The organism is Pontibacter roseus DSM 17521 (assembly GCF_000373265.1).
Taxonomy (GTDB): domain Bacteria; phylum Bacteroidota; class Bacteroidia; order Cytophagales; family Hymenobacteraceae; genus Pontibacter; species Pontibacter roseus.
The window spans coordinates 388,491-404,089 of sequence record NZ_KB890761.1 but is presented as its reverse complement, the minus strand read 5'-3'; the positions used below and the strand labels follow the sequence as shown (position 1 = coordinate 404,089).

Below are 15,599 nucleotides of genomic sequence, written 5' to 3'. Positions count from 1 at the left end.
GCGCTTTACTCTCCGGCCGGAGCCGATTACTTGTTGTCAATCAGCCCTCGGCCAGATTTGCGTATGTCACCTTTCGCGGCCAGTTCCTGTGCCATTTTGTCCAGTACCCCGTTCACAAACTGCTTGCTCTTTGGAGTGCTGTACAACTTTGAAATCTCGATGTATTCGTTGATGGTCACTTTGACGGGTATGCTCCGGAAGATGTGCATTTCGCAAAGCGCCATCTTCAGGATGATTTTATCAAGCAGGGCGACGCGTTCGACATCCCAGTTCTTCACGCTGGCAGAAATCAGCGCCTCGTACTTGTCGTCTTCCTGAATGGTCTGGTGGTAGAGCTCTTCAAAGAAGGCTTTGTCGTCTTCCCAATTGGCCGACAGGTCCAGCAGAACTGGCTCTTCTTCGGTCTCTTCACCAAATACTTTGATGGTCTTGTTGACCAGGCTTTTGACAATGGATTTATTTTCTACCCAGTTCAAATCCTGCTCTTCAAACAAAGATTGTAAGTTTTTTTCTTTAAAAATAATGTTTTTGAAAATATGTTTCACCACTTCCAGGTCCTCTTCGAGGGTGGGTTCGGGTAGTGCCAGGTAGTTTAGGAAGGTCTCGTCCTGCTTCAGGATGTTCTTATAAACGAGGCGGATTTCGCTGATGTCGGAGCCCCAGCTGATGTTGCGGCGGATGATGTGCTGCTGGTAGGATTTGTTGCTCAGGATGCGCTGTACCACGCGGTTGTTGAGGAAGCGCTTCACGTCAGGGCCCTTGGCGGCGGTAAACCGTTTTTCTTTCTTCTCCTCCTCCTCTTCCACCAAGCTGTTGATGACCTCCAGGATTTGCAGGGTACCCAAGTAGTGGTCGTATATGCGCTCCACCGCGCTCATCATCTGGTTGCCGTAGTGTTTGTAGTCTTTCCTGAGTTGGTTTTGGTAAGATACAACGGCTCTGTTCACCGAGTCTATGATGTCTTTGTCTGTCTCATCCGTCTCGAACTGGCCTGTCTCGTACCACTCTTTGAACAGCAGTTGGGCTATCTGCTTTTTCCCCTCAAGCAATTTTCTGTCCTGCACCTCCATAGAGTTCAGGTCCGGTGCAAAATCCTCCCCTATCTGGTCGAGCGCCAGCAGATAATCAGAACCTTCGGCCTGCATGTAGGCATAGATGGTTTGCATCGCCTTGATTCGTAGTGTCCTGCGGTTGAGCATAATTGTATTTTAAAGAACGTATTGGTTATTGTGTTATTACTGGTTTTGATGCCGGGGCACCGGGTGTGGCAATCGCCACTGGTTTAGCTTATACGCAGCAAGCTGGGCATGTTTGCCTATACCTGCCGGGCTTTGGTACTGGTGTAAAACAAAAGTGCCACAGGTTAATGCAGCACTTTTGTTCTCTTTTATGTCACTACTACAGGTCGATTAGTACGTGGACCTTACTTTGCCGATGCTGTTGATACGTTGCTCAGCCATCTTGGTAGCGGCCAGCTGCGTATGGATGCCTTCTTTTTCAGCCAGGTCGAAGATGTCGAGGGTATAGCCGTAGATGCGCTCAGTTTGGGCATAAGCGCTCTCGCGGTTGTAGCCCTGCAGCTCAGAGTATACGTTGATCAAACCACCTGCATTTATCAGGAAGTCTGGCGCATACAGCATGCCTTTCTTCACCAGCGCCGGTCCATGCACGGATTCCTCGCGAAGCTGGTTGTTGGCCGAGCCGGCGATGATTTGGCACTTCAGGCGGTTGATGGTGTCATCGTTCACCGTTCCACCCAATGCGCAAGGAGAATAGATGTCTACATCCAAATCGTAAATCTCGTCCATACCTACCACTTTGGCTTTGTACTTGGAGGAAATGTCGCGCAGGCGGTCTTCGTAAATATCTGTGATGAAAATCTGAGCGTTCTCCTTGGCAAGCAACTCTACCAGGTAACCACCTACGTGGCCTACGCCTTGCACAGAAATCTTCTTTCCCTCAAGTGAATCAGAACCGTAGGCTCTTTTGGCAGCTGCCTTCATACCCATGTAGGTACCGTAGGCAGTTACCGGAGATGGGTCCCCGCTGCCGCCCATTGCTTCAGGCAGACCAGCCACGTGGTCGGTTTCCATCTTAATGTACTCCATGTCCTTGGTGGTCGTTCCAACGTCCTCAGCGGTAATATAGGCACCGTTCAGGTTTTTCACGAAGCGGCCATAGCGGCGCATCAAAGCTTCGCTCTTGTCTTTTTTGGCATCGCCAATGATGACTGCCTTGCCACCGCCCAGGTTCAGACCGGAGATAGCTGCTTTGTAAGTCATACCTCTTGAAAGACGCAACACATCGTCTATCGCCTCCGCTTCAGAAGCGTACGCCCACATACGGGTACCGCCAAGGGCAGGACCTAGCACCGTGTTGTGGATGCCGATGATTGCTTTCAAGCCTGTCTCATGATCATGGCAGAAAACCACTTTTTCATGGTTGTACTCCGATATCTGACCAAAGACCGACTTGTCTTTCTTCAGTTCAACTTCTTTTAACTCGACCATTTATGATTTTGATTAAGGGTTATTCTATATTTGTGAGGCTGAGGCAGCTTATACCCCCGTTTCACGCTGCAAAATTAATTCTTTTTTTGATTTATTCAATTTGTACCTTGTAACTCTACGTAAAAGCCTCTGAGCTTCATCCCTTTGCTGTGAAATCACTCCGTTACCTTAACAAATATCTTCTCAAGTATAAATACCGACTCTTCTGGGGCGTGGTGTTTATCATCATCTCCAACTTCTTCCAGATTTTGCCGGCGCAGGTGGTGCGCCACGCCTTCAACCTCATCAAGGAGGGCATCAACCTGCACAACCTGTACGAAGGTATGGCGCAGCAGGAAACGGTGTACGATACCTTCGCCAGCAGCATACTCGTGTACGGCGTGGTGATTCTGGTGATGGCGCTGCTGCGGGGGCTGTTCCTGTTCTTTGTGCGGCAGACCATCATTGTGATGAGCCGCCTGGTAGAGAATGACCTGAAGAATGAGATTTACGAGCACTACCAGAGCCTGCCGCTCAGCTTTTACCGCAAGAACAACACCGGCGACCTGATGTCACGCATTTCCGAGGACGTGAGCCGGGTGCGTATGTACCTGGGGCCGGCCATCATGTACGGCATCAACCTGGTCATCCTGTTCCTGATGGTTATACCTTATATGCTGTCGGTGAACGTGAAGCTCACACTCTATACCTTGATTCCGCTGCCTATCCTGGCCATCAGCATCTACTACGTCAACAACATCATTGAGCGCAAGTCTGACGAGATTCAGCGCAGCCTCTCCAGCATCACCACCTTTGTGCAGGAGGCCTTCTCAGGTATAAGGGTGCTCAAATCATTCGTGCGGGAGGATGACTCGCACAACAACTTCACAAAAGCCAGCAACAACTACAAGGATAAGTCTTTGGAGCTCAACTTCGTGAATTCGCTCTTCTTTCCGCTGGTGCTGTTCCTGGTGGGTCTGAGCACCATCATCACGGTGTACATCGGCGGCCAGGAGGTCATCAACGGCAGCATCACGACGGGCAACATCGCGGAGTTCATCATCTACGTGAACATGCTTACCTGGCCAGTGACATCGCTGGGTTGGACGGCGAGCCTGGTGCAGCGGGCGGCGGCTTCGCAGGCCCGCATCAACGAGTTCCTACACACCAAGACCGATATCGTTTCCCGCAAGAACATTATACGGCCAATACAAGGCGACATCGTTTTTGAGAACGTGGACTTTGTATACCCGGACACGAACATCCATGCGCTGAAGAACATCTCGTTCCGCATCAACCACGGCGAGACGTTGGCGGTGATTGGTAACACCGGCTCGGGCAAGAGCACCATTGCCACGCTGCTGCCCCGCATGTACGATGTGACCGGCGGGCGAATCCTGATTGACGGCGTGGACGTGCGCGATTACAACCTGGAGAACCTCCGCAGTCAGATTGGTTACGTGCCTCAGGACGTGTTCCTTTTCTCCGACTCCATTCGCAATAACATCGGCTTTGGTTTGCCGAGCATCACGGAGGAGCAGATGGTGCAGTCGGCCAAGGACGCAGACGTGTACGAGAACATCATGCGCTTCCCGGAGCAGTTTGAGACCAAGTTGGGGGAGCGTGGCATCACTTTGTCTGGCGGGCAGAAGCAGCGGGTGTCCATTGCCAGGGCGCTGGTGCGGGAGCCCAGCATCTTGATTTTGGACGACTCGCTCTCGGCTGTGGACACGAAAACGGAGAACGCTATACTCAACAGCCTGCGCCGCATCATGGCAAACCGCACCTCCATCATCATCTCCCACCGGGTATCGTCGGTGAAACTGGCGGACAAGATTCTGGTGCTAGACGACGGCGCTATTGTGCAGCACGGCACGCATGAGGAGCTGATACAGCAGCAGGGTCTCTACAAGGTGCTTTACGAACGCCAGCTGCAGGCCGAAGACTCTCAATAGCCTTCTACAGAATCTTGTTTTAGCACTGAACCCAGCTATTTTTGCACCTCCTCTTATCCGCACGGGAATTTTTTGATACAGATTCTGTTATAAGTACGTATAGCACTTTTACATAACCTTATAACTATCATTCTATGGCTATTGACTTACAGCAAATCGGCAAGAGGTTTCGTTTCTACACAAACCTGAAGGAGTTGGAGATGCCACAGCTTCTGAGCATGACGGGCAGTGACGAGACGGTCCTCGAGAACATCATATGCGGGAAGAATTATCTGTTAGATGAGTTGGTGGCTATACTCAAACACTTCCACGACCTGAACCCCCAGTGGCTCATCTATGGCGAGGGCAGCATGTTCAAACCCATGGACGAGGACGGCACCTGCAAGGACCATCAGAAGGGGTGCCTCAAGAAAGACAAAGCCGCTTACCTGAAGCAGATGCAGAACATGCTCATCGAGCTGGACGCGGCAGAGGTAGCCAAAGGCCACCACGCCGATGTGAACGCGCTCAAGGCAAAGCTGGACGAATACAAAGCCAGCCATCCGCAGGGCTAAACTCCTTAACTGCCCAAGACACAGCACCCCATCCTGAGATTTGAATCCTGAACAGGCCTTTATAAAAACGCCCCGTGTAAGTGATTTGCTTGCATGGGGCATTTTGTATTTGGTGGCGCTATACCTTACTGAGCAACTTTACAATTATCCAGAAGCGCTGCAACTCCTTTTTTGAGTGCCCTTTCTGTGGCGCGCGATTCCGTGGAAAGATTAACCGTGCTACTACTCCTATACCCATCTTCGTACTTGTTGCCAGGCAGCGTTACCCCGCTCAGTTTGGTGGTTGTAGCCAAGGTATAGATTTGCTTTTTCTGGTCTGTCGAATGGAGTTCGAAGTGTACCGTAGCTTTCGAGTCATCCACCCCGACTGTGCCGTAGCCTTGCTGTATCTCCTTTTGCTCCTGCGCGCTTGTCCGTGCATAGCCCATACCTGAAGCCACATTCCCTACGGCCAGTTCCAGGTAATAGGTATAGCCCGCCTTTCGCATTTGCGCCAAAGTAGCTGAATCTGGCGCTGCATTCGGCTGTATACCTTGTCGGGCCAGGTCATACTCCTGCTCTGCCATATAGGCCGTCGCTATACCTTTTTGACCAAACGCCTGCTCCAGTTGCTGATAAAGCTGATGCGAGCGCTGTGTTGAAAGTCCTGGGATGGTGCCAACCAGTATGCGGTCATTCGCCTGAAATGCTTTGGGGTATCCGCCAGGTATAGCCGTGTGCCGGGTTGAGCCGATGCAGCCGCTCAAAATCATGAGTAGAAAGAGAGTTGCTGAGGTTTTTTGAAAGGTCATTATGTGTATTGACTTGAAAGCGGTTGTGCACGCTATACATTCTCTTTTATCACCTTGATTATTCCGCTCCCTCATAATCTACCTCGGCAAATTCGTACATAAACTCGAAGGTATTCTTTCCTTTCTCGCTCGACTGGTAATTCGCTACATCCAATATACTTCTTGGTTTACCGTCGTTCAAGGTATAGCGCTGTAGCCTTTCTAAGTCAAATATGACGTACACTGAATCGATGACGGGGTTTTGCTGGAAGAACTTGTCAAAGTCTGTAGGTTGGTGATGCTTTTCTCCTTCTGAGTTTACGTTTAAAAACTGCACTGAACCTTGAGGGGCCATCTTAAAATACTCTACCCGCCCATTAGTTCTGTAATGATAGATGACAAGGGTTCTGTCGCTGTTATTTTGGTAATAGAAACGTAGCTGAAGCTTATGGTCATCTTCTTTGCAGCTTTGCAGCGCGATGAGTGAAATGAGGCTAACTGCCAGAACCAAGGTGTATTGTAGTGCTTTCATACAGGCTCAATTGATTTGCTAGTTTGAATGCCTGGCTACCCCTTCACCCTTATACCTTCCAAAATCAGGTTCACCGTGAAGAGCACCTCGCGCTCTATCTTCTCGAAATCGATGGAGGGAAGGTTGTGGTACAGGGCGCGCTGGAACTCCTCGAACTGTATCAGGTCTTTGACCACCATGATGGAGTAGCCCACGCGCTCGGCTTCGCAGTCGATGAAGCTGCCGTTGGCTATACCTTCTTTGATGACGGAGGCGTAAAAATTCGTCTCCTTGGCCCGCGACTCCTTGAATAGTTCCTGGAACAGGCTGCGCGTATCGATGAGCACCTGGATGGAGATGGTGTGGTGGGTAACGATTTCCTGGTAGTAGCGCAACGAGGAACGGATGTAGCGCAGCAGGCGCTCGCGGGGGTCTGCTTCCTGCTCGGCTATTTTCTTGATGCGGTAGAGGCTGTCCTTCCACTCCTGCGAAAAGGCCTCGATGAAGAGCATCTCTTTGCTCTTGTAGTAATAGTACAGCGTGGGCTTCTTCAGGCCAATGGCGTGCGCGATATCGTCTAAGGTGGCCTTGCTGTAGCCCATCTTGCCGAATACCAACTTGGCTGCCTCCAATATCAGCTCTTTTTTCGCTTCTGCCTTTTTGCCCAATTACCCTTAGCGCCTAAAGTTAAAAGGGGAAGGTATGGCCCGCCCCTCTTGCCAAAGATATAGCATAAATCTATACTTCCAAGCGTAAGCTACTCCTTTATCGGCACCTCCACCACGCCTTTGCGTTCCTCTGGAAACCACTCCACGTAAAACGTCTCCAGCGCCAGTTTCTGCTCCTCGGCGTAGTCGAAAACCGCCTCGTATAGTTTGTTCGGGGCCAGCATGTAATGGGCGTCCACTTCACTACGCAAAGCACGACGGTTGCCCGGCACGCTGCGCAGTTCATAGTCGGCAGGCAGTTGGGCGGCAGTGTCCGGTATGATGACGCCGATGAAGGCGTTTATACTGTCGCTGCTCTCATCAGGGTTGTTGTAGTAGATGTTGCCCAGCACGCCCTCCAGCTCTTTTTTGTCCAGCACCTCGGCCGCCCGCCGGAAGACGCTGTTCAATTGCTCGTCTTTCACGGAGCCATTGAACGCCCGCCCGGCCACGTACAGCTGTTGCGAGTTCACCTCTGACACGGTGGCAGAACTGAAGCCACCCAAGTAGGCATATAAAGCCGCCACGATGATGGACAGCACGAACATCACCAGCACGAATTTTTTACTCATAAATCAATCATGTTTTTGTACTGCATGTGGTAGAGCTGGGCGTAGTACCCTTCGTGGCGCAGTAGTTCCTCGTGGTTGCCTATTTCCTTGATTTCGCCACGGTCCATCACAATGATTTTATCCGCCTTCTGGATAGTGGACAGCCGGTGGGCAATGACGATGGACGTGCGCCCGTGCATCAGCTGGTCGATGGCGTACTGAATCAGCTCCTCGGTTTCAGAGTCAACGCTGGAGGTGGCCTCGTCCAGGATGATAATCTCCGGGTTGTAGACCATGGCCCGCACGAAGGAAATCAGCTGCCGTTGCCCAACTGAGAGCGTAGCCCCGCGCTCCATCACCTGGTAGTGCAACCCACCCGGCAGGCGCTCGATGAACTTGCGGGCGCCTACCAGGTCGGCGGCGTGCCACATCTGCTCCTCAGTGATAGCTTTGTTGCCCAGGCTGATGTTGTCGGCGATGGTGCCCGAGAATAGGAACACGTCCTGTAACACCACGCCGATGTGGTGGCGCAGCACGCTCAAATCATACTCTTTGATGTCGTGCCCGTCAATCAGGATTTGGCCGCTGTTGATTTCGTAGAAACGGTTGAGCAGGTTGATAACCGAGGTTTTGCCGGCACCCGTGGCCCCCACAAAGGCAACCGACTCGCCGGCCTTCACATCCAATGAGATGTTGCGCAGCACCCACTCCTCGTCCTTGTAGGCGAACCATACGTCCTTAAAGCTCACGTTGCCTTTGATTCTCTCCGGCGCATAGGTGCCGTTGTCCGGAATCAGCTCCTTGCTGTCGAGCAGGCGCATGAGGCGCTCCGTGCTTACTACGCCCAACTGCAGCGTGTTGAAGCGGTCGGCAATCATGCGTATGGGGCGGAAGAACATCTGAATGTAGAGGATGAAGGCCATCAGTGTACCCAGCGACACGTCATCGTCAATTACGCCGTGTGCGCCATACCATACCAGCAGGCCAAGGCCCGCCGCGCCAATGATTTCCGCCACCGGGAAGTACACCGAGTAGTAGAGCACCGAGCGCACGTTGGCGCGGGTATGCTCCTTGTTGATTTCGCGGAACTTCTCCATCTCGCGCTTCTCATTGTTGAAAATCTGCACGATGCTCATACCCGTAATATGCTCCTGCACAAAGGAGTTGAGCCGGGCCACCGCCGTGCGCACCTCCTGGAAGGTGTCCTTGATTTTCTCCTTGAAGATGTAGGTGCTGATGAGCATGATGGGGAACGTGGAGAGGCTGACCAGCGCCAGTTCCCAGTCGATGTAGAACATGAAGCCCAGGATGAACACCAGCTGCAGAATATCGCCAATCATGGCGGCTAGGCCCTCGCTGAACACGTCGGAGAGCGTCTCCACATCGGACACGTTGCGGGTCACGAGCGTGCCGATGGGCGTGCGGTCAAAGAACTTGAGGCGCAGGTTGAGAATGTGCCGGTAGAGCTGCACCCGGATGTCGCGCACCACGTGCTGCCCCAGCCAGCCCGCAAAATAGGTATGCAGGTACTGCACAATGGCATGCCCCACCAGCAGCACGCCCAGTATGACGAACATGCGGTTGAGGCCCTCCCAGTCGTTCTGGAGAATCTCATTGTCGACGGTATACTGTATGAGGAAGGGGCGCACCGCTGCCAGTATAGCCGAGGCGAAGGTGAGGAACACGATGAAGTAGAACGTGCGCGCATAGGGCTTCACAAACGTGAAGAGCCGCCGCAGCACGTCCGCATCGAATACCTTGCCCGTATTTTGTGGTTTATCTTCCAATCAGATTAATCAGCTTTAGAGCTATGTTGCCAAAACGCTTTTCAGGCACAGTTTCTTCTGTACGGCCGTCTGTTCATAACCGGCTGTAAAGTTAATGGTTTTATGGTTAGTGAGGTGCGGGAAAGGTATAGTTTGCAGCTTTCTTGGCTGTCTGGTGGGACAAAGCCAAAACAGGAAAGGCCGGGACTCTCAGCCCGGCCTTTCGCATTGATTGCATGTATGCTATACCTCTTCTTCCACAGGAACTGCCACTTTCGCCAGGGCCTGTGCAATATCCGATATAATATCCTCTGGATGCTCCACACCTACCGAGATACGAATCATTCCTTCGCCAATGCCCATCACGGCGCGGTCAGCGGGACTGATGTCGGAGTGGGTCATAGAAGCCGGGTGCTCCGCCAGCGACTCAGTGCCACCAAGACTCACGGCCAATTTGATGATTTTCAGGTTGTTCAGGAACGTGAAGGCTTCTTTCTCGCCGCCTTTGATGTCGAATGAAATCATAGAGCCTGCCGCCTTGCACTGTTTGTCGTAAATGGCCTGCTGCTGCGGATTGTCCTGTAAATAGCCCAGGAAGTAAATCTTGTCCACTTTCGGGTGCTCTTTCAGGTAGGTGGCTACCACTTCGGCACCGCGTGCCTGACACTCCATCCGGATTTTCAATGTTTCCAAGCTGCGCATCAGCATCCAGCCTGTCCACGGACTCGCCATCGACCCCATAAACGTACGCATACCTTTTACCTGCTTCATCAGGTCGGCCGGACCGGCGCAGGCTCCTGCAATCAGGTCGGAGTGGCCGCCAATGTATTTGGTAGCAGAGTAGAGCACGAGGTCGGCGCCGTGCTTGAGCGGGTGCGAGAACACGGGCCCCAGGAACGTATTATCCACGGCTACGACTACTTTTTTGTCGACAGTCGAGTGCTTTTTGGCCATGGCGGCGCAGGCCTCAATGTCTACCAGGTGGTTGGTTGGGTTTGCTGGGGTTTCCAAGTATACCATCGCCAGTTTGTCGGCCATACCTGATTCCTCGAGCATTTGCTCTACCTCCTCAATCGGGGTATTGGCACGGAAGCCCATGCTCTTCACACCGAACTTTGGCAGGATGTTTTTGATGTAATAGTCAGAACCGCCGTAGATGGGCTCGCTATGCAAAACCAAGTCGCCTGGCTTGAGTAGAGCCAGCAGCGTGGTGCTGATAGCAGCCATCCCGCTGGCGAACACGGCTGCCTCTTCGGCACCGTCCCAGAAGCGGAGGCGGTTCTCGAGGATTTCGAGGTCGGGATTGTTGAGGCGGCTGTAAATGAGGCCAAGCTGCTCTTCAGCGTGCTTCTCACGCAGGCCATACGCTAGCTCAAAAAAAGCCTTGCCCTCTTCCGCGTTTTTGAAAACGAAGGTAGACGTCTGGTAAATCGGGGCTTTCACGGCCATCTCTGACCACTCCGGGTTATACCCGTAGCTCATCATCAAACTTTCGGGGCGCAGGTGTTTGCCGTTCAAATGGGGACCGTTCTGGTCTTCTGGTAATTGCATGCTATAAAGGGTTTGTTTTGGGTGATGTCTTGAAAATATGCTTCGGGTAGGTCACCCTGGCCAGGTATAGCCCCTCGGAAGGAGCCGCGCCGCTGGCCTTGCTGCGGTCCTGATTGGCCACAATCCGCTCAAAACCGGCTACGGTGAGTTTGCCGCGACCTACGTCCAGCAAAGTGCCTACGACCAATCGTACCATACCTCTCAGAAAACGGTTCGCTCGGATCTTGAAGACCAACTCGTCGCCTTGCTGTCGCCACACGGCTTCGTATATGTGGCAGAGGTAGTGCTTGGTGTCGCCTTTGACTTTGCTAAAGGTCGTGAAATCCTCGTAACGAAGCAAAATAGCGGCCGCCTCGTTCATCTTCTCCACATCCACGGAACGCGGCAGGTACGTGGCGTAGTATCTTTTGAATGGGTCTTTGGCTAAAGTGATGTGGTAATGGTAGGTACGCTCAAAGGCGTCGAAACGGGCATGGGCCTTGTTGGTGACCAGGTATAGATTCTTCGCCACAATATCAGCCGGCAACAGGCGGTTGAAGCGGTAGACCGCTTGCTCGGGGTCCAGCTCCTGCTCCACATCAAAATGCACGAACTGCTGACTCGCATGCACGCCTGTGTCAGTGCGACCGCTGCCTGTGGAGCTGATGGGCTGGCGCAGCACTTTGCTCAAACAATCGTCCAACACCTCCTGCACCGAGAGCGCGTTGGGCTGTACCTGCCAGCCATGAAAACGAGTGCCGTCATAGGCTATCTCTAAAAAATACCGCATGAAGCAAAGATAGCAAAAAAGGCTGCCTGTGTGCAGGCAGCCTTCTAAACTAGGGTAGTGGTCTTCTTCAATGCTGCTTAGGTGCAGCGTCTGGGCAATTCATCAGGTAAACAAGGTTCGCTAGCGTCTGTTGCCGCTTCTGTGCCTCTCTTCCAGGATGACCTTGGCCAGGTCGTGGTTCCGGTCTCTGCGGCTGCTGGGGTCGTCTCTACGCACGTCGGCTGTCCTGTCCCGGCGGTCGTAGTCCCTGTCGTTGTCCCATCTACCATCGCTTCGCCTGTCTCTGCTGTCCTTCCACCGGTCATCGTACCGGCGGTCGCGGTCGTCGTGGCGGTGGCCATAGGCTTTCCCTTTGTGACTATGCTTCTTATCGTAGCGGCTATTGCAGTGCCTGCAGTCATCGTAGGAACGGTGTTTTTTATCCACGTATACCACTTTCGTTTTCCCATGCCTTTTGTCTTTGCATTTCCCGTGGTCGTGGTCCTTAGCCAGAGCCGCCTCGCTTCCGAAAGCCACCAATATGGCCATCAGTACTACCGTCAATACCTTTTTCATAAGCTTAAGAATTTGTTTGAAGGCATCAGGACAAAATATATGCCATAAACCTATATAGCCATACCTGATATTCTTGCCGCCCAGCCTAAAAGCAAAAAAGGCCACTCTGTTTCCACAGAATGGCCTTTTCAAATAAGCAGGTGATGCTAAAGTTTCTCGTAGATGACGGCCGCGCCCTGCCCTACGCCCACGCACATGGTGGCCAAGCCATACCTGACGTTGTCGCGACGCTGCATCTCGTGCAGCAGTGTGGCTGTGATGCGGGTGCCGCTGGCGCCCAGCGGGTGACCGATGGCGATGGAGCCGCCGTTCACGTTCACAATGGCTGGGTCTATACCCAAATCGCGTACACAAGGTATAGCCTGCGCGGCGAAGGCTTCGTTAATCTCTGCCAGACCGATATCCTGGATGGTGAGGCCGGCGCGCTTGAGGGCTTTCTGCGTGGCCGGCACCGGCCCCATCCCCATGTAAGCAGGCTCTACTCCGGCTACTGCCATGGACACCACACGGGCCATAGGCTTCAGGTCCAGTCGCTTCACCATCTCCTCGCTCACCATTAGAGAAACCGCCGCGCCATCGTTTATACCGGATGCGTTACCGGCCGTCACGGAGCCCCCTTTTTTGAAAGCACCGGATAAAGTCGCCAGTTTGTCTACTGTAGATAGACGCGGATGCTCATCGGTATCAAACACTAGGGATTCACCTTTACGCTGCGGTATTGTCACAGGCACTATCTCGTCTTTGAACTTGCCGGCCTCTGCGGCTGCCTTGTACTTGAGCTGTGAACTGTGGGCGAACTCGTCCTGGGCTTCACGTGAAACACCTTCACGCTCCGCCACGTTCTCGGCTGTTTCTCCCATGGTGAAAGGGTGGTGCATCGCCGACAGCTTCTCATTGACGAAGCGCCAGCCGATGGTCGTGTCGTAGATTTCGGCGGTGCGGGCGAAAGGCGTCTCGGCTTTGGCCATCACGAACGGTGCGCGCGTCATGCTTTCCACGCCACCGGCCAGGTATACACCGCCGTCGCCACTAGTGATGGCGCGGGAGGCATCCATGATGGCCTGCAGGCCGGAGGCGCACAGCCTGTTCACGGTCACGCCGCCTATGCTGTAGGGCAGCCCTGCCAGCAGCAGCGCCATGCGGGCCACGTTGCGGTTGTCTTCACCCGCCTGGTTGGCCGCTCCCAGCACCACGTCTTCTATCAATTCGGGGTTCAGCTGCGGGTTGCGGGCCAGCAACTCCTTGAGGACGTGCGCCGCCAGGTCGTCTGGACGGACGCTGCTCAGGGTGCCGCCAAACTTGCCGACAGGAGTTCTGACAATATCAATTATATAAGCTGTGCTCATTGATTTTTGTTTTACAGGTCTTTGTCTAATTTTGCAACTCTTTGCAAGTTAAATCAACCCCTTTATGATACAAAGAATTCAAACCGTATTTCTGGCGCTCATCGTCATCGCTATGGTGTCGCTGTTGTTTTTGCCACTCTGGTCCAAGACGGATGCCACCACAGGCGACGAGGTCGTGCTCACGGCCTGGGAGCTGACATCGCAGCCAGCCAGCACACTTGGTGAAGCGGCGCAGGCCAGCAGTCATCCCAACCAAAGCGCCATCGCCATTGCCATCCTAGCCATTGTGGCGGCAGGTATAGCCATCTATGAGATTTTCCAGTACAAGAGCCGGATCACGCAGATGAAGTTCGGCCTCATCAACGCGCTGGTGCTGGTGGCGCTGTTTGGCACCTCGTTTTACTACGCCAACTATGTGGGCAATGCCATGGCTGCTGGCAACAACGGCTCGTATGAGGCTGGCTTCTATATGCCGATACTGGCGCTGCTGCTGAATGCGCTGGCCAATCGCTTCATCAAGCGCGATGAGGACCTGGTACGGTCTGTGGACAGACTCCGCTAAGGTATAGCAATACATAGCAAACAAGGCTTCTCCGGTCAGGAGAAGCCTTGTTTGCTTTTCAAGGTATAGCTCCAATGGTGTCGTTGCTATACCTGTCTAAATCATGTACCTACAGAATTGTCATCCTATACCTGCTGAGCTGTTGCTCTTCTTGGCACAGGCTTGGCTCCTTTCTTGGACTTCTTGCGGAGCTTGTTAATCCAGATGAGCGTGCCGGTCACAGGCAGGCTGGTGGCTACCAGACAGGCAATGAAGTACAGGATTTTCGAGAAGGTGCCGTATACGTTGCCTACGTGCAGCGGCTTGATGGAGGAGGTGATTTTCTCATTGAAAGCCTTGTCAGCGAAGATGTCCGCTTTGAGAACCTCACCACTGTACTGGTCCAGCTGCAGCTTGTCGGAAGCCGCCGGGGCGAAGAAGCCCGTCTTGTTCTTGTTGATGGACACGGTGGCCGCCGAGTCGGCTGGCAAGGAAATGCGGTAGTCGCCTTCGTACGGCAATACGGCATCGGCGGCTCTTACGAAATCAGCTACTGCCAGTGCAGATGCCTGTGCCGGGTCAGTTGGCAGCGTAGACACAAGTGGCTCCTCTTTTCTGTCTTTGGGCTGCTCCACACCCAACACCTTGAAGAAGCCTTCTTTGTACCACTCAAACGACCAGGTGAGGCCAGTCAGCGACATTACCAGCAGCAGGAAAGAGGAGTAGAAGCCAAATGAGTTGTGCAGGTCGTGGTTGATGCGTTTCCAGTTGCCGCTCCACTTCACCTTCAGGCCCTGGCGCCAGTTCTTCACTTTCTGCGGCACCCAAATCACAAGCCCTGATAGAATGATGAGCGTGAAGATGACCGTTGCCCAGCCCACGATTGGGCGGCCCACCTCCGTGTCGAGCAGCAGCCAGCGGTGCAGGCGGAACATGGTCATAAAGAACTCAGCCGTGGGTCCTTCTGTTGTGCCGATGACTTCAGCCGTGTAAGGGTTCACCAGGTAGTTGGTGCCTCGGTCGCCTTTGCCGCCGCCACCTTTGCCTCCCGGTCCGCCGCCTGGTCCGCCTTTGGCGGCGGCACCCTCCGGTACTTTCTTGCCTTCCGCGGCTTTCTCACGGCCACCTTTGTCTGCTTCGCCGTCTTTCTCCTCCTTCTTCACGTTCACCACATAGCTACGGCTAGCATCGGCAGGTATGGTGATAGACTGAACCTTGCCGCCTACCTGGCTGGTCACGTTGGCGATAATCGCCTCAGCTGCCAGTGGCTCTGCGCCGGGCTGCACCTGCACGTGGAACTTCTCCGGCTCCATCAGCTCTTGTATCTCAGTGTTGAAGGTATAGATGGTGCCGCTCAGGCACACCACAAACAGGATGATGCCGCTGGCTATACCCATCCACAGGTGTAGGTCGTTAAACAGCTTGCGTACCTGCTGCCAGGTCGATTGTTTTTTGTTTTGTGTCATGGTGATGCGGTGTTTTTAGCTGAAAAACTCCTCCGCTGCAGGCAACGGAGGAGGGAAAGGTATTTTGA

General features: G+C 53.3%; 15 protein-coding genes. 3 read left to right on the top strand and 12 right to left on the bottom strand.

The genetic code is table 11. The annotated features are described in order from the left end of the window. Window positions 1–26 precede the first annotated feature (26 nt). Both nusB and B051_RS0101815 read right to left on the bottom strand, forming a co-directional pair. On the bottom strand, window positions 27–1,166 hold the full coding sequence (nusB, locus tag B051_RS0101820) for a transcription antitermination factor NusB (protein WP_245539556.1): 1,140 nt from the start codon (window positions 1,164–1,166) through the stop codon (window positions 27–29). Between the two features lie 243 nt (window positions 1,167–1,409). Continuing rightward, a complete protein-coding gene (locus B051_RS0101815) occupies window positions 1,410–2,510 on the bottom strand; it encodes a Glu/Leu/Phe/Val family dehydrogenase (protein WP_018476466.1) in 1,101 nt (366 codons plus the stop codon). A gap of 149 nt (window positions 2,511–2,659) precedes the next feature. Between B051_RS0101815 and B051_RS0101810 the strand changes: the two genes are divergently transcribed. Continuing rightward, complete coding sequence (locus B051_RS0101810; RefSeq protein ID WP_026236129.1) at window positions 2,660–4,444, top strand: ABC transporter ATP-binding protein; 1,785 nt, start codon at window positions 2,660–2,662, stop codon at window positions 4,442–4,444. A 134-nt stretch (window positions 4,445–4,578) separates the two neighbouring features. Next, window positions 4,579–4,998 (top strand): hypothetical protein, encoded by a 420-nt coding sequence (locus B051_RS0101805; RefSeq protein WP_018476464.1) that lies wholly within the window; start codon window positions 4,579–4,581, stop codon window positions 4,996–4,998. Between the two features lie 125 nt (window positions 4,999–5,123). Here the strand turns inward: B051_RS0101805 and B051_RS0101800 are convergent, their stop codons facing one another. The 9 genes from B051_RS0101800 to B051_RS0101760 all read right to left on the bottom strand — a co-directional run bounded on the left by B051_RS0101800 (window position 5,124) and on the right by B051_RS0101760 (window position 13,524). Further along, a complete protein-coding gene (locus B051_RS0101800) occupies window positions 5,124–5,789 on the bottom strand; it encodes a hypothetical protein (RefSeq protein WP_018476463.1) in 666 nt (221 codons plus the stop codon). A 58-nt stretch (window positions 5,790–5,847) separates the two neighbouring features. After that, on the bottom strand, window positions 5,848–6,300 hold the full coding sequence (locus tag B051_RS0101795) for a hypothetical protein (protein ID WP_018476462.1): 453 nt from the start codon (window positions 6,298–6,300) through the stop codon (window positions 5,848–5,850). 35 nt (window positions 6,301–6,335) lie between these two features. Then, window positions 6,336–6,911, bottom strand: a complete 576-nt coding sequence (locus B051_RS0101790) for a TetR/AcrR family transcriptional regulator (protein WP_245539555.1) — start codon at window positions 6,909–6,911, stop codon at window positions 6,336–6,338. 125 nt (window positions 6,912–7,036) lie between these two features. Next, window positions 7,037–7,558: a hypothetical protein gene (locus tag B051_RS0101785; RefSeq protein WP_018476460.1), complete on the bottom strand. Its 522-nt coding sequence runs from the start codon at window positions 7,556–7,558 to the stop codon at window positions 7,037–7,039. Next, the gene (locus tag B051_RS0101780) at window positions 7,555–9,324 is read right to left on the bottom strand and encodes an ABC transporter ATP-binding protein (protein WP_018476459.1); all 1,770 of its coding nucleotides are present in this window, start codon (window positions 9,322–9,324) and stop codon (window positions 7,555–7,557) included. Before B051_RS0101780 ends, B051_RS0101785 begins: the two co-directional genes overlap by 4 nt. Window positions 9,325–9,546: 222 nt before the next feature. After that, window positions 9,547–10,854: a cystathionine gamma-synthase family protein gene (locus B051_RS0101775; protein ID WP_018476458.1), complete on the bottom strand. Its 1,308-nt coding sequence runs from the start codon at window positions 10,852–10,854 to the stop codon at window positions 9,547–9,549. A 1-nt stretch (window position 10,855) separates the two neighbouring features. Beyond that, window positions 10,856–11,623, bottom strand: coding sequence for a tRNA pseudouridine(38-40) synthase TruA (truA, locus tag B051_RS0101770; protein WP_018476457.1), 768 nt, complete (start codon window positions 11,621–11,623; stop codon window positions 10,856–10,858). Window positions 11,624–11,743: 120 nt separating this feature from the next. Next, on the bottom strand, window positions 11,744–12,178 hold the full coding sequence (locus tag B051_RS22660) for a hypothetical protein (protein WP_026236128.1): 435 nt from the start codon (window positions 12,176–12,178) through the stop codon (window positions 11,744–11,746). 146 nt (window positions 12,179–12,324) lie between these two features. After that, window positions 12,325–13,524 (bottom strand): thiolase family protein, encoded by a 1,200-nt coding sequence (locus B051_RS0101760; RefSeq protein ID WP_018476456.1) that lies wholly within the window; start codon window positions 13,522–13,524, stop codon window positions 12,325–12,327. Window positions 13,525–13,588: 64 nt separating this feature from the next. On the opposite strand from B051_RS0101760, the gene B051_RS0101755 reads away from it, so the two are divergent. After that, entirely contained in the window at window positions 13,589–14,086 is a 498-nt protein-coding gene (locus B051_RS0101755; protein ID WP_018476455.1) for a DUF4293 domain-containing protein, read from the top strand. A 125-nt stretch (window positions 14,087–14,211) separates the two neighbouring features. Here the strand turns inward: B051_RS0101755 and B051_RS0101750 are convergent, their stop codons facing one another. Beyond that, the gene (locus B051_RS0101750) at window positions 14,212–15,531 is read right to left on the bottom strand and encodes a PepSY-associated TM helix domain-containing protein (RefSeq protein WP_018476454.1); all 1,320 of its coding nucleotides are present in this window, start codon (window positions 15,529–15,531) and stop codon (window positions 14,212–14,214) included. Window positions 15,532–15,599: the final 68 nt, after the last annotated feature.

Excerpts from the sequence above, each read along its gene's own strand:
- B051_RS0101805 (WP_018476464.1), top strand. The coding sequence starts at position 4,579 with ATGGCTATTGACTTACAGCAAATCGGCAAGAGGTTTCGTTTCTACACA.
- nusB (WP_245539556.1), bottom strand. The coding sequence starts at position 1,166 with ATGCAAACCATCTATGCCTACATGCAGGCCGAAGGTTCTGATTATCTG.
- B051_RS22660 (WP_026236128.1), bottom strand. The coding sequence starts at position 12,178 with ATGAAAAAGGTATTGACGGTAGTACTGATGGCCATATTGGTGGCTTTC.
- B051_RS0101755 (WP_018476455.1), top strand. The coding sequence starts at position 13,589 with ATGATACAAAGAATTCAAACCGTATTTCTGGCGCTCATCGTCATCGCT.
- B051_RS0101815 (WP_018476466.1), bottom strand. The coding sequence starts at position 2,510 with ATGGTCGAGTTAAAAGAAGTTGAACTGAAGAAAGACAAGTCGGTCTTT.
- B051_RS0101775 (WP_018476458.1), bottom strand. The coding sequence starts at position 10,854 with ATGCAATTACCAGAAGACCAGAACGGTCCCCATTTGAACGGCAAACAC.
- B051_RS0101760 (WP_018476456.1), bottom strand. The coding sequence starts at position 13,524 with ATGAGCACAGCTTATATAATTGATATTGTCAGAACTCCTGTCGGCAAG.
- B051_RS0101750 (WP_018476454.1), bottom strand. The coding sequence starts at position 15,531 with ATGACACAAAACAAAAAACAATCGACCTGGCAGCAGGTACGCAAGCTG.
- B051_RS0101795 (WP_018476462.1), bottom strand. The coding sequence starts at position 6,300 with ATGAAAGCACTACAATACACCTTGGTTCTGGCAGTTAGCCTCATTTCA.
- truA (WP_018476457.1), bottom strand. The coding sequence starts at position 11,623 with ATGCGGTATTTTTTAGAGATAGCCTATGACGGCACTCGTTTTCATGGC.
- B051_RS0101800 (WP_018476463.1), bottom strand. The coding sequence starts at position 5,789 with ATGACCTTTCAAAAAACCTCAGCAACTCTCTTTCTACTCATGATTTTG.
- B051_RS0101785 (WP_018476460.1), bottom strand. The coding sequence starts at position 7,558 with ATGAGTAAAAAATTCGTGCTGGTGATGTTCGTGCTGTCCATCATCGTG.